Origin of the sequence: Ancylobacter sp. WKF20, from assembly GCF_029760895.1 — a bacterium.
GTDB lineage: Bacteria > Pseudomonadota > Alphaproteobacteria > Rhizobiales > Xanthobacteraceae > Ancylobacter.
The window spans coordinates 2,476,812-2,490,439 of record NZ_CP121679.1 but is presented as its reverse complement, the minus strand read 5'-3'; the positions used below and the strand labels follow the sequence as shown (position 1 = coordinate 2,490,439).

Genomic DNA, 13,628 nt, shown 5'->3' with positions numbered 1-13,628 from the left:
GGCACTCACAGCGGAAGGCCGGCTTTCTCGGCGAAGGCCTTGAGCTGGGGCCGCAGCGTCGAGACGTCCGAGCCGACGGCGAGCAGCGGCGCCACCAGCTTTGAGACCGCGCCGAGGTCGAGTTCCAGCAGCATCGCCTTCACCGGGCCATAGGAGGCGGGCGAGAGCGACAGCTTGCGATAGCCGATGGCCGCCAGCGCCAGCGCCTCCAGCGGGCGCGAGGCCAGCTCGCCGCACAGCGTCACCGACTTGCCGTACTCGGCCGCCTTGTCGGCGATGAGCTTCAGCGCGCGCAGCGTCGAGGGCGCCAGCGCGTCGAACCGGTCGGCGACACGCGGGTTGCCGCGATCGGCGGCGTAGAGGAACTGGACGAGATCGTTGGAGCCGACGGAGGCGAAATCCACCTTCTCGAACAGCTGGTCGAGCTGGAACAGCAGCGCCGGCACTTCCAGCATCACGCCGATCAGCACGCGGTCGGGCAGGCCATGGCCGTGGCGGCGCAGATGGGTCAGCTCGCGCTCGACGATGTGGCGCGCGCGGTCGAATTCCTCCACCGCCGACACCATCGGGAAGATGAGGCGCAGTTCGCGCCCCGTCGCCGCCCGCAGCAGCGCGCGGACCTGGCTGCGCAACAGGCCCGGCCGGTCGAGGCCGAGGCGGATGGCGCGCCAGCCGAGGGCCGGGTTCTCCTCCTCGATCGCACGCATATAGGGCAGCACCTTGTCGCCGCCGATGTCGAGCGTGCGGAACACCACGGGCCGGTCGCCGGCCACGTCCAGCACCGAGCGGTAGAGCTTGAGCTGCTCATTGGTGCGCGGGAAGGCCGAGGCGATCATGAACTGGAGTTCGGTGCGGAACAGCCCGATGCCGGAGGCACCGGTCTCCTCGATATGCGGCAGGTCGACCAGCAGGCCGGCATTGAGGTGCAACTCGACCTCCACCCCGTCCTTGGTGACGGTCGGCAGGTCGCGCAGCGCGGCATATTGCTCGAGCCGTTTGGCGCGGAAGCGCACCTTCTCGGCATAGGCCACCTCGACATCGGCCGGCGGGCGCACATGCACCTCGCCGCCAATGCCGTCGACGATGATGGCGTCGCCGGCATCGACCACGCCGACGATGTTCTCGACATGGCCGACGGCGGCGATGCCGAGCGCACGGGCAACGATGGTGAGGTGGCTCGTCGCCGCGCCTTCTTCCAGCACCAGGCCGCGAATGCGCGTGCGGTCATAGTCCAGCAGCGCCGCCGGGCTCATATTGCGGGCGACGATGATGGCGTTGTCCGGCAGCTTGTTCTGCTCGGGCCCGCCGGAGCGGCCGGTGAGCTGGCGCAGCAGGCGGTTGGCCAGATCGTCGAGATCGTGCATCCGCTCGCGCAGATAAGGATCGGTCATGCGCAGCATGCGCGCGCGGGTGTCCGACTGCACGCGCTCCACCGCGCCCTCGGCGGTGAGGCCGGTCATCACCGCCTCGCGCATCCGGCCGATCCAGCCGCGATCATGGGCGAACATGCGGTAGGCTTCGAGAATGTCGCGGTGCTCGCCGACGCGGGCGACGCCCTCGTCCTCCAGCATGATGTCGATCGAGGCGCGCAGCGTCTGGACCGCGCCGTCGAGCCGGTTCAGCTCGGCCGGGAGGTCATCCGCGATGACCTTGGTCACCTCGATGCGCGGCTCATGCAGCACCACATGGCCGAGGCCGATGCCCTCCGACAGCGCGAGGCCGGTGAGATGCAGCGGGCGGCGGGCGGCGGGCTCGGCGCCGGGCAGCGCCATGGCGGTGAGTTCACCCGAGGCGATGATCTCCGCCAGCACCATGGCGGTGGTCTGCAGCGCCTCGATCTCCTCCTCGGTGTAGGAGCGGTGCGCGCGGTTCTGCACGACGAGCACGCCGAGCGTGTTGCCGGAGCGCAGGATCGGCACGCCGAGGAAGGAGTGGTAGATCTCTTCGCCCGTTTCCGGGCGGTAGGAGAAGGCCGGGTGCGCCTGCGCGTTGGACAGGCTGATCGGTTCCGCCTCGCGCGCCACCGTGCCGACGAGGCCCTCGTCGATGCGCATGACGGTCAAATGCACCGCCGAGCGGTTCAGACCTTCGGTGGCATAGAGTTCGAGCGTGCCGTCGACGCGCAGCACATAGACCGAGCAGACCTCGGCCACCATGTTGGCCGCGATCAGAACGACGATCTTGTCGAGGCGGTCCTGCGCGCTGACCGGCTCCGCCATGACCTCGCGAAGCCGTCTCAAAAGCACGCGCGGGCCGCCGAGCGCGCCACGCATTGGCCGTCCTCGGTTTCCGGGACCGGAAAGTCCCGGAGGTTCTTGTGAAGGCGCGACTCAGGCCGCGCCGTTAGCCCTCGATCAGGCGTCCAGCCCGTATACCGAATGCAGCGTCCGAACGGCAAGTTCGGTATAGGCCGCATCGATCAGCACCGAGATCTTGATCTCGGAGGTCGAGATGGCACGGATGTTGATGCCGCGCTCGGACAGCGCCTTGAACGCCTTCGCCGCGACGCCGGCATGCGAGCGCATGCCGATGCCGATCACCGAGATCTTCACGACATCCGTCGCGCCCTCGATGGTCTCGAAGCCGATATCGTCCTTCACCACGGCGAGGGCCGCCTTGGCGCGCTCGAAATCGGCGGTCGGGACGGTGAAGGTGATGTCGGTGAAGCCCTCGGCCGAAATGTTCTGCACGATCATGTCGACATTGATGTGGGCGTCGGCGAGCGGCACGAACACGCTGGCGGCGATGCCAGGCTTGTCCGGCACGCGGCGGATGCTCACCTGGGCTTCGTCCCGGGCGAAGGCGATGCCGGTGACGACTTCACTCTCCACGATTTCCTCCTCGTCGCAGATCAGGGTGCCGGGCGGGTCGCCGGCGGTCATGAGTTCCGGGGCATTCGGATCGGTGAAGCTGGAGCGCACGAAGGTGCGCACCTTGTGCACCATGGCGAGCTCGACCGAGCGCACCTGAAGCACCTTGGCCCCGAGCGAGGCCATTTCCAGCATTTCCTCGAATGCCACCTTGTCCAGCCGCTTCGCCTTGGGAACGATGCGGGGGTCGGTGGTGTAGACGCCGTCGACGTCGGTGTAGATGTCGCAGCGGTCGGCCTTGATGCCGGCGGCGACAGCCACCGCGCTGGTATCGGAACCGCCGCGCCCGAGCGTGGTTACCCGGCCGGAGGGCAGGTGGATGCCCTGGAAGCCAGCGATCACCGCCACCTCGCCATGGGCGAAGCGCTCGATGATGTTCGCCCCGTTCACGTCGAGGATGCGGGCCGAGCCATGGGCGTCGTCGGTGGAGATGGGGAGCTGCCAGCCCTGCCAGGAGCGGGCCGGAATGCCCATGTCCTGCAGCGCGATGGCCAGCAGGCCGGAAGTCACCAGCTCGCCCGAGGCGACGATGGCGTCATATTCGCGGGCGTCGTGCAGCACGGCGGTCTCGCGGCACCAGCCGACCAGCTCATTGGTCTTGCCGGACATGGCCGAGACCACCACCGCCACCTCGTGGCCCGCCTCGATCTCCCGTTTCACATGGCGCGCCACATTGCGAATGCGCTCAATGTTGGCGACCGATGTGCCGCCGAACTTCATCACCAGACGTGCCATTGCGGGAAACCGTAAACCGTTCTTTTGTCGGGGGCCGGGCGGGAGAAGTGGGCTCCCGGCCCAAAAGGCGCGTATACATATCCACCTCGTGCCCGCCCCGCAACGGGCCCGCGCGAGCTTGGAAACGTTTCGGGAACCACCCGGACAGCCTGCGAGAGTTGCGATGACCGAGACCGCCACCACCGTCGATCCCCGCGAGGTCGAGCGCTTCGCCGCGCTCGCCGCCGAGTGGTGGAACCCGCGCGGCAAGATGCGCGTGCTGCACAAGTTCAACCCGGTGCGCCTCGCCTATCTGCGGGAACATCTCACCGCGCATTTCGGCCGCGACCCGCGCGCCATCCGTCCGCTGGAGGGGCTGCGCCTTGTGGACATCGGCTGCGGCGGCGGGCTTTTGAGCGAGCCGCTGGCGCGCATGGGAGCTGATGTCGTCGGCATCGACCCGGCCGAGCGCAATGTGCGCATCGCCAGCCTGCATGCGCAGGAGAGCGGCATTCCCGTCGATTATCGCGCGACGACCGCCGAGGCTCTGGCCGATGCCGGCGAGCGATTCGACGTGGTGATGGCGATGGAGGTCGTCGAGCATGTCGCTGATGTCGGCCTGTTCCTCGCCCGCGCCAGCGAGATGGTGAAGCCGGGCGGCCTGATGATCGCGGCGACGTTGAACCGCACCAAGCGCGCCTTCGCCCTCGCCATTGTCGGTGCCGAATATGTGCTGGGCTGGCTGCCCAAGGGCACGCATGACTGGAACAAGTTCGTCACCCCGGATGAGCTGGAGGCGGCGCTGGCGGCCGGCGGCCTGCGCGTGATCGACCGGCAGGGCGTGGTGTTCAACCCGCTTGCCGATGAGTGGCGGCGCTCCAGCGATCTGTCGATCAACTACATGATGCTGGCCGAGCGCCCGGCGGGCGCGCCTGTCTCCCCCTAGGTAATCGGGAACTCCAGGGGCTCCGGGCGCTTGATGGGCTGACCTCACCAGGAGGCCGCCCATGGCTGCCATATCCTCCCTCGCCGCGCTCGCCTCGCTGAACCTGTTCCTCTCGGACGTGCGGGACGGGCTCGGGCCGTTTCTCGGCGTTTTTCTCCAGCAGAAACAGTGGGGCCCCGGCGAGATCGGGCTGGTGATGACGCTGGGCGGCCTCGCCGGCATGGTCGCCACCATACCCATGGGAGCGCTGGTCGATTCGAGCCGCGCCAAGCGGGCGATCGTCGTGATCGGCTCGGCGGTGGTCATCGTCGCCTCCATGGCCATCCTGCTGGCGCCGAGCTTCGGTGTCGTCGCTCTGGCGCAGGCGGTGAACGGCATCGCGGCGGCGGCCCTTGGGCCGGCAGTGGCCGGCATCACCCTCGGCCTTGTCGGTCCGGGCGGCTTCGACCGGCAGCTCGGCCGCAACGAGGCGTTCAACCATGCCGGCAACATCCTAGCCGCCGTGCTCGCCGGCGTGCTCGGCTGGTGGCTCGGCCTGCCGGCGGTCTTCGCGCTGATGGCGGCGATGGCGGTCGGCACCGTGCTGTCGGTGCTCGCCGTCCGGGCGGGCGATATCGACCATGAGGCCGCCCGCGGCCTGGCCCCCGCGGCGGAGAACGGGCGTGGCGCGGAAGGCTGGCGCAGCCTGCTGGCCGACCGGCGCCTGCTCACCGTCGCCGTAACCATGGGGCTGTTCCATCTGGGCAACGCCGCCATGCTGCCGCTGTTCGGGCAGGGGATGGTTGCGCGTGGCGCCGGCGACCCCTCGGCGCTGACGGCGCTGACCGTGGTGGTGGCGCAGGCGACGATGATCCCGATGGCGCTTCTCGCCGCGCGCCTTGCGCAGACGCGGGGCTACCGGCTGGTGCTGCTGGCGGCGCTCCTCGCCTTGCCCCTGCGCGGCCTCATCGCGGCCGCGGCGACGCAATGGGACATCGGTCTCGGGCTCTACCCGGTGCAGATCCTCGACGGCGTCGGCGCCGGGCTGCTTGGGGTCGCCACGCCCGGCATCGTCGCGCGAATCCTTCAGGGCACGGGGCGCTTCAATGTCGGGCTCGGGCTGGTGATGACGGCGCAGGGAATCGGTGCGGCGCTGTCGACGACGCTGGCGGGCCTTGTGGCGCAATATACCGGCTACCCGGCCGCCTTTCTGACGCTTGGCGCGGTCGCGCTGGTGGCCGCGAGCGCCTATCTCCTCGGTGGCGCGCCCGGTGGCGACGCGGCGACGACGGCCTCCGCCACCCTCCCGCCGGGCGCTCCGGTAAAAAGACCGGCTTGATCCCGCTCAACGCCCCTTCCGTTGCCGATAGGCCACACTACATGAAGACCGACGGATCGCCACAACGGGGTCCGTCGCGGTGGCCGGGATACGGGCGCCGCCGTCCCGAGTGAGCGTTCGTGCCTTGAGGGCGGACGCGGGGCCAGGAGGCAGATGATGAATTTCGAAACCTATACCGAACGCGCGCGCGGCTTTGTACAGTCCGCCCAGTCGCTTGCCCTTCGTGAGGGTAACCAGCAGTTCACCCCCGAGCACCTGTTGAAAGTGCTGCTCGACGATCCCGAGGGCCTGTGCGCCGGGCTGATCCAGCGCTCTGGCGGCGATCCGCGCATCGTGCTCGCGGACACCGAGGCGGCGCTGAAGAAGCTGCCCAAGGTGCAGGGCTCGGGCGCCGGGCAGGTCTATCTCGCACCGGGCACCGCCCGCGTCTTCGAGGCGGCCGAACAGGCGGCCAAGAAGGCGGGCGACGGCTATGTCACCGTCGAGCGGCTGCTGCTCGCTCTCGCGCTGGAGAAGGATAGCGAGGCCGGCAAGGTGCTCGCCAAGGCCGGCGCCACGCCGCAGCGGATCAACGCCGCCATCGAGGCGCTGCGGAAAGGCCGTACGGCCGATAGCGCGACGGCGGAAAATGCCTATGACGCGCTGAAGAAATACGCCCGCGACCTGACTGAGGCGGCGCGCGAGGGCAAGCTCGACCCGGTGATCGGCCGCGACGAGGAAATCCGCCGCACCATTCAGGTTCTCTCCCGCCGCACCAAGAACAACCCGGTGCTGATCGGCGAACCCGGCGTCGGCAAGACCGCCATCGTCGAAGGCCTCGCTTTGCGCATCGTCGATGGCGACGTGCCGGAGAGCCTCAAGGACAAGAGCCTGCTCGCGCTCGACATGGGCTCGCTCATCGCCGGCGCGAAATATCGCGGCGAGTTCGAGGAGCGGCTGAAGTCGGTGCTGTCGGAAGTGACGGCGGCCGAGGGCGGCATCATCCTTTTCATCGACGAGATGCACACGCTGGTCGGCGCTGGCAAGAGCGACGGGGCGATGGACGCCTCGAACCTGCTCAAGCCCGCTCTGGCGCGCGGCGAGCTGCACTGCGTCGGCGCGACCACGCTCGACGAGTACCGCAAGCATGTGGAGAAGGACCCGGCGCTCGCCCGCCGCTTCCAGCCCGTCTTCGTCTCCGAGCCGACGGTGGAGGACACGATCTCGATCCTGCGCGGCATCAAGGAGAAGTACGAGCTGCACCACGGCGTGCGCATCACCGACAGCTCCCTGGTGGCGGCGGCGACGCTGTCCAACCGCTACATCACCGACCGCTTCCTGCCCGACAAGGCGATTGACCTTGTGGATGAGGCGGCCGCGCGCCTGCGCATGCAGGTCGATTCCAAGCCCGAGGAACTGGACAGCATCGACCGCGAGATCGTGCGCCGGCGCATCGAGCAGGAGGCGCTGAAGAAGGAGAGCGACGCGGGCTCGAAGGACCGGCTGAAGAAGCTGGAAAAGGAGCTGGCGGAGCTGGAGGAACAGTCGTCCGCGCTCACCCAGCGCTGGAAGGCGGAAAAGGAAAAGCTCGGCGACGCCCAGAAGCTGAAGAGCGATCTGGAAAAGGCGCGGGCCGACCTCGCCATCGCCCAGCGCAATGGCGAGTACCAGAAGGCGGGCGAGCTCGCCTATGGCACCATCCCGGCGCTGGAGAAGAAGCTCGCCGCCATCGAGGCGAAGGACGACGCGCGCGAACTTGCCGCCGACGTGAAGGCCGGCGCCATGATGGAGGAGGCGGTGACGCCCGATCATGTGGCGCAGGTCGTCTCGCGCTGGACCGGCGTGCCCGTCGACCGGATGCTGGAAGGCGAGAAGGAGAAGCTGCTGCGCATGGAGGAGGTGCTCTCCACCCGCGTGGTCGGCCAGAAGGAGGCCGTGGAGGCCGTCTCGACCGCGGTGCGCCGCGCGCGGGCGGGCCTTCAGGACCCCAACCGGCCGATCGGCTCCTTCATCTTCCTCGGCCCCACCGGCGTCGGCAAGACCGAGCTGACCAAGGCGCTCGCCTCGTTCCTGTTCGACGACGACACGGCGCTCGTGCGCATCGACATGTCCGAATACATGGAGAAGCACGCGGTCTCCCGGCTCATCGGCGCGCCTCCCGGCTATGTCGGCTATGAGGAGGGCGGGGCGCTGACCGAGGCGGTGCGGCGCCGGCCCTATCAGGTCGTGCTGTTCGACGAGGTGGAGAAGGCGCATCCGGACGTGTTCAACGTCCTCCTGCAGGTGCTCGATGACGGGCGCCTGACGGACGGGCAGGGCCGCACGGTCGACTTCCGCAACACGTTGATCATCATGACCTCGAATCTCGGCGCCGAATATCTCGTCGCGCAGAAGGACGGCGAGGATTCGGAAGGCGTGCGCGAGGAGGTCATGTCGGTTGTGCGTTCGCACTTCCGGCCGGAATTCCTCAACCGCGTCGACGAGATCGTGCTGTTCCACCGCCTGCGCCGCGAGCAGATGGGCGCGATCGTCGATATCCAGGTCAAGCGGCTGGAGAAGCTGCTGGAGGAGCGCAAGATCGCGCTGGAGATCACGCCGGAGGCGCGCGATTTCCTCGCCGAGAAGGGTTACGACCCGGCCTATGGCGCGCGCCCGCTGAAGCGCGTGATCCAGAAGCTGCTGCAGGATCCGCTCGCCGGCCGCATTCTCGCCGGCACGGTGAAGGATGGCGATGTGGTGCGGGTCGAGCGCGGGGCGAACGAGCTGCTGTTCGACACCCGCGCCGGTGCGGTGGACGAGGCGGCCTGACTGGCCTGATTGGCCTGACTGTTCACCCCACTGGTCACAAGCAAAGGGCGCCGCGAGGCGCCCTTTTTCGTTCAACCGTCATCCCGGACGGTCCGCAGGACCGATCCGGGATCGCGGGCCCGTCGCCGTCTCAGCTCTGCGCCAGCAGGGCGTCGAGCTCGGGACGGAAGGTCTCGGCGATGTCCGGGCGCGAGAGCGCGTAGGCGACATTCGCCATCAGGAAGCCGAGCTTCGAGCCGCAGTCATAGATCGAGCCGTCAAAGGTAACGCTATAGAAATCCTGCTTTTTCGCCAGCTTGAGCATGGAATCGGTCAGCTGGATCTCGCCGCCGGCGCCGCGCTCCTGCGTGGCCAGCAGGTCGAAGATTTCCGGCTGGAGGATGTAGCGGCCGGAGATGGCGAGGTTGGACGGCGCCAGGCTGGTCTTCGGCTTCTCCACCATCCGGGAGATGCGGTGCACATTGTCGGACAGCGGCTCGCCCAGCCCGACGATGCCGTACTGGTCGGTCTGCTCCTTCGGCACCTCATAAACGGCCAAGTGGTTGCCGCCGCCCGCCTTTTTGTAGGCGTCGACCATCTGCGCCAGGCAGCCCTTGCCGTTGCGCGGCTTGTGCAGCATGTCCGGCAGCAGCAGCGCGAAGGGCTCGTTGCCGATGATGTCGCGGGCGCACCACACCGCATGGCCGAGGCCGAGCGGCAGCTGCTGGCGGGTGAAGCTGGTCTTGCCCGGCCCCATCGTCTCCTCGCGCAGCGCGTCGAGGATCTGATGCTTGCCGCGCTCGGACAGCGTCGCTTCCAGCTCGTACTGGCGGTCGAAATGGTCCTCGATGACGCCCTTGTTGCGGCCGGTGACGAAGACAATGTGCTCGATGCCGGCGGCGCGCGCCTCGTCCACCACATGCTGGACGACGGGGCGGTCCACCACCGTCAGCATTTCCTTCGGCACAGCCTTGGTGGCCGGCAGGAAACGGGTGCCGAGACCGGCGACGGGCAGGATCGCTTTGCGTATCGGAGTAGCCATGGACTGGTGATGCCGCTCTTGATCGGTGGGTACGAAGTCGGACGGAAAGGACGGGCCTCGGGAGCTTAGCCGCTACCGCAGATGAATGACATATTCGTTATAACGCGCGGCGCCGCGATCAGCTCCCCGTCTTTTTTGCGACGCAACAGTCGCGCCGCGCCTGGGAACATAGGGCGCGTGGATGAACAATCACGGACCGGCCCGCTCGGCATCCGTTCATCTGCGTGCTGGCGCATCTGTGATTCCCTGACCCCCGTTAAGCGCTTGGAAACCGTGATGCGTCCCTAATCCGGCCTTGGGTTCGCGTAAGGGTAAGCGTCATGCGTTATCGGACGACGGTTCACGGCCGGCGCTCGGCCGGCGGCATCGCCGCGGTGATGATGGGTCTCGGGCTGGCGGGCTGCGCCTCGCCCGACGATGTGACGGGCACGCTCGCGACCCCCGTGCGCCCCGCCGCGCCCACCGCTTATGCGAGCCCCGCGCCTGCGGGCTACGCCCCGGCGCCCCGCGCGGTGGCCGCACCCCAGCCGGCGCGCCCCGCTCCGGCGGCGCCGGCGCAGGCCGCGACCCATCCCGAGATGACCCCGGCGGCGCTCGCGCGCGCCGAGGCGAATTTCTCCCGCTGCATCGCATCGCTTGAGCCCGAAGCCCGTGCGCGCGGCGTCTCCGCGGCCGGCTTCCGGCGCTACACCGTCGGGCTCAAGCCCGACATGAGCATCATGGAGAAGCTGCAGACGCAGCCCGAATTCACCCGCACGGCGGGCGATTACGTGACCATGCTGGTCTCCGAGACCCGCATCCGGCGCGGGCGCGAGGCGATGGCGCAGAACGCCGCCGTGTTCGAGGCGGTGGGTCGCTCCTATGGCGTCGATCCGTATGTGGTTGCCGCAATCTGGGGCATCGAGACCAATTACGGCAGCGCGCGCGGCTCCTATCCCGTGCTGCAGGCCACCGGTACGCTCGCCTGCATCGGCCGGCGGCAGGCCTATTTCCGCGACGAGTTCGTCGCCGCGCTGCGCATCGTCGACAAGGGCGACATTCCCGAGAGCCATCTGCGCGGCTCCTGGGCCGGCGCCTTCGGCCTGACGCAGTTCATGCCCACCGCCTTCCAGCGCGACGCCGTGGATTTCGACGGCGACGGGCACCGCAACGTGGTGGATTCGGTCGCCGACGCCATGGGCTCGACCGCCAACAAGCTGAAGCGTGGCGGCTGGCAGGCCGGGCGCTCCTGGGGCTATGAGGTCGTGCTGCCGGCGCGCTTCAACTACGCGGTGGCCGACAAGAACATCCGCAAGCCGATGCGCGAATGGTGGGCCATGGGCGTGCGCCGCCCGGAGGGCAGGGGCATGCCGGCCGGCGACGAGGTGGCCTATCTGCTGCTGCCCGCCGGGGCGCAGGGGCCGGCCTTCCTGATGACCGACAATTTCAAGGCCATCCTCAGCTACAACCCGGCGGACGCCTATGCGCTCGCCATCGGCCATCTCGCCGACCGTATCCGTGGCGGCGGGCCCTTCGTGCAGCCCTGGCCGGAAGATGCGCGCGCGCTGTCGCGGCTTGAGCGCACCGAACTCCAGCAGCGCCTCGCCGCGCGCGGCTATGATGTCGGGCCAGTGGATGGGTCTCTCGGCGCCAAGACGCGCGTCGCGGTACGCGAATATCAGGTGAGCGTCGGCCTGCCGGCGGACGGCCACCCCTCCGACCAGGTGCTGGACAGTCTGCGCAACCGTGGCGGCGGCTAGGTCGCCGGCCGGGGACTTGAAACCGCCGCCAGAATGGTTCACGCCTGACGCTGGGTTTTTGGCGCGGCGCCCATCGGGTGTCTCGCGCATAACGTGCCGGCGGAAGGTCACATGATGGGCGCACGCCGCTTCGCTGGGATACTGACGGCGCTGCCGCTCGCCATTGCGCTGGCGGCCGGCGGCCTGTCGCTGCCGCTTCTCGGCACCGGCCCGGCGCTGGCGCAGAGCGACTGGTTCCGCCCGCCGGGCAATGTCGGCGCGCCCTCCCGGCAGGCGCCGCCGCAGCAGCAGTACCGGCAGGCGCCGCCTCAGCAGCAGCAACGCCAGGTGCCGCAGCGCCGGCAGCAGGGCGTAACGCCTCAGGCGCAGCGCCGTCAGGTGCCGGAGCCGCAGCGCCAGACCTGGTCGCCCTTCGCCCCGCTGTTCAACCTGTTCCGCTCCGATCAGCCGCGCCGCGTGGCGCCAGGCCGCTCAAATGACTATGTGCCGCCGCCGGTGGCCGCGCCCCCCGTCATCGCCCAGCCGGCCGAGCCGCGCGGCACCGTCTTCGAGACGGTGGCGGCGGCGCGGGCGGATTCCGATAAAATCAAGGAAGTGGTGCTGGTGCTCGGCGACGAGCTGGCGACGCCGCTCGCGCAGGGCCTCGCCGATGGTTTCGCGGCGGATCGCGAGACGGTCGCGGTCGCCGCCAAGACGCAGCCCGGTTCCGGCCTCGGCCCCGCCAGCCCCTATGACTGGATCGCCAATGGCCGCCAGCTCACCGCGACCGAGCAGCCCAATGTCGTGGTGGTGCTCGCGGGCCTGAACGATCTCACGCCGATCGAGGATCCAACGGGTCGCGCCGAGCTGTTCGACGAGCGCTGGCGCGGCCTTTATGGCCGGCGGATGGAGGATTTCCTGCTCGGCCTGAAACTCGCCGGCCGTCCTGTTGTCGTGGTCGGCCTGCCGCCGGTCGAGGATGCGGCGGCGAACCAGCGCAATGTCGAGCTCAATGCCCTGCTCAAGGAACGGGTAGAACGTGCCGGGCTGGTCTATGCCGATGTCACCGACGGCTTCGTCGACGAGGACGGCAAGTTCATGACCTCCGGCCCCGATGTTGACGGCCAGCGCCGACGCCTGCGCAGCGCCGATGGTGTCGGCTTCACCCGTGCCGGTGGCCGCAAGCTCGCCTTCTTCGTTGACCGCCACCTCGACGCGCTGCTGGCGCAGCCGCTCGACCCCGCTGCCGCAGCCGCCGCGGCGAACCCGGCTGAGGCGCGACCCTCGATCATTCTGCTGACGGGCGGAGCCTCCGCCGGCGCGCGCACTCTGGCCGGCGCGCCGGGCACACTGCTTCCGGGCTCCCTGCCCGCCGCCACGCCGGCGTCGCTGCCGCTCTCCGCGCGACCGGAGGAGCCCGAGCCCGCCAAGGCGCTGCTGACCGGGGCACCGCTGCCCGTTGTCATCGGCCGGACCGACGATTTCCGCTGGCCCGCCGGCCAGCCCGCCGCGACCGCCGATCCGCTGGTGCCGGCTGCCCCGGCGGGTGCCTTACCCGCTGGCCCGCTGCCGTCGGCGGCGACCCCCGTGGGCACGCCGGCAAGCGGGGCAGGGGTGGGAACGGGCGCGCCCTAGCGCGCGACACCGTCGTCCCGGACGGCCGAAGGCCGAGCCGTGACCGCGCCGGAATGATTGATGTCGTAATGCGCTGAGATTGATCCCCGCTCCTGCGCGGCGCCGCGGCCGGGATGGAGCGGGTAGCACCGTCCGTGCCGCGGATCAGCCCTCGCAGGGCCGCAGGCCGAGACCTTCGGAGAAGCGGAGCAGATAGCCGTCCGGATCCTGCACGAGGAACTGGCGCACGCCGGTCTCCATCGTCCCGGCCCGGTACCATTTATCCTCGACGTCCATATAGAGCGGCCATGCCGCCGCCCTGAGCGCGGCGAGGATCGGTGCGACGCTGCTTGTCGCGATCTGGATATTGAGGCCGCGTCCAAAGGGGCGCTCGAGCGGACCGGTGATCCAGTGCCGGCCTTCGCCGATCTCCTCCAGCATGAGCTGCGCGCCCTCGCGCTGGAGATAGGCGAAGCGGTCTTCCTCGCGCGCATAGGCAATGGCGAAGCCGCACAGGCCGCACCAGAAGGCGAGGCTGGCGGCGATGTCCGTCACCAGCAGCTCGGGAACGAGGGGCGCCCACACAAAATCGGGCGGGAGGGAGGATGGTGCCTCGCTCGGTTCGCCCGACATCAGCGTT

9 protein-coding genes are annotated in these 13,628 nt (G+C 69.1%); 5 read left to right on the top strand and 4 right to left on the bottom strand.

Annotation, left to right across the window (positions count from 1 at the left end; genetic code table 11):
- Positions 1-5: 5 nt before the first annotated feature.
- Both ptsP and AncyloWKF20_RS11510 read right to left on the bottom strand, forming a co-directional pair.
- A complete protein-coding gene (gene ptsP, locus AncyloWKF20_RS11515; protein ID WP_279314209.1) occupies positions 6-2,273 on the bottom strand; it encodes a phosphoenolpyruvate--protein phosphotransferase in 2,268 nt (755 codons plus the stop codon).
- 81 nt (positions 2,274-2,354) lie between these two features.
- Positions 2,355-3,605, bottom strand: a complete 1,251-nt coding sequence (locus AncyloWKF20_RS11510; protein ID WP_279314208.1) for an aspartate kinase — start codon at positions 3,603-3,605, stop codon at positions 2,355-2,357.
- 163 nt (positions 3,606-3,768) lie between these two features.
- Here AncyloWKF20_RS11510 and ubiG point away from each other — a divergent pair, with 163 nt between their 5' ends.
- The 3 genes from ubiG to clpB all read left to right on the top strand — a co-directional run bounded on the left by ubiG (position 3,769) and on the right by clpB (position 8,635).
- Positions 3,769-4,530 (top strand): bifunctional 2-polyprenyl-6-hydroxyphenol methylase/3-demethylubiquinol 3-O-methyltransferase UbiG, encoded by a 762-nt coding sequence (gene ubiG, locus AncyloWKF20_RS11505; protein WP_279314207.1) that lies wholly within the window; start codon positions 3,769-3,771, stop codon positions 4,528-4,530.
- Between the two features lie 61 nt (positions 4,531-4,591).
- Positions 4,592-5,848 carry an MFS transporter gene (locus AncyloWKF20_RS11500; RefSeq protein ID WP_279314206.1) on the top strand — a complete coding sequence of 419 codons (1,257 nt, stop codon included), beginning with the start codon at positions 4,592-4,594 and terminating at the stop codon, positions 5,846-5,848.
- A gap of 156 nt (positions 5,849-6,004) precedes the next feature.
- Entirely contained in the window at positions 6,005-8,635 is a 2,631-nt protein-coding gene (gene clpB / locus AncyloWKF20_RS11495) for an ATP-dependent chaperone ClpB (RefSeq protein WP_279317948.1), read from the top strand.
- A gap of 130 nt (positions 8,636-8,765) precedes the next feature.
- On the opposite strand, the gene galU is transcribed toward clpB, so the two are convergent.
- A complete protein-coding gene (galU, locus tag AncyloWKF20_RS11490; RefSeq protein WP_279314205.1) occupies positions 8,766-9,656 on the bottom strand; it encodes a UTP--glucose-1-phosphate uridylyltransferase GalU in 891 nt (296 codons plus the stop codon).
- A 320-nt stretch (positions 9,657-9,976) separates the two neighbouring features.
- Between galU and AncyloWKF20_RS11485 the strand changes: the two genes are divergently transcribed.
- A complete protein-coding gene (locus AncyloWKF20_RS11485; RefSeq protein WP_279314204.1) occupies positions 9,977-11,395 on the top strand; it encodes a lytic murein transglycosylase in 1,419 nt (472 codons plus the stop codon).
- Between the two features lie 111 nt (positions 11,396-11,506).
- Complete coding sequence (locus AncyloWKF20_RS11480) at positions 11,507-13,009, top strand: DUF459 domain-containing protein (protein ID WP_279314203.1); 1,503 nt, start codon at positions 11,507-11,509, stop codon at positions 13,007-13,009.
- Between the two features lie 144 nt (positions 13,010-13,153).
- Here the strand turns inward: AncyloWKF20_RS11480 and AncyloWKF20_RS11475 are convergent, their stop codons facing one another.
- A complete protein-coding gene (locus AncyloWKF20_RS11475) occupies positions 13,154-13,621 on the bottom strand; it encodes a VOC family protein (RefSeq protein ID WP_279314202.1) in 468 nt (155 codons plus the stop codon).
- Between the last annotated feature and the right edge of the window lie 7 nt (positions 13,622-13,628).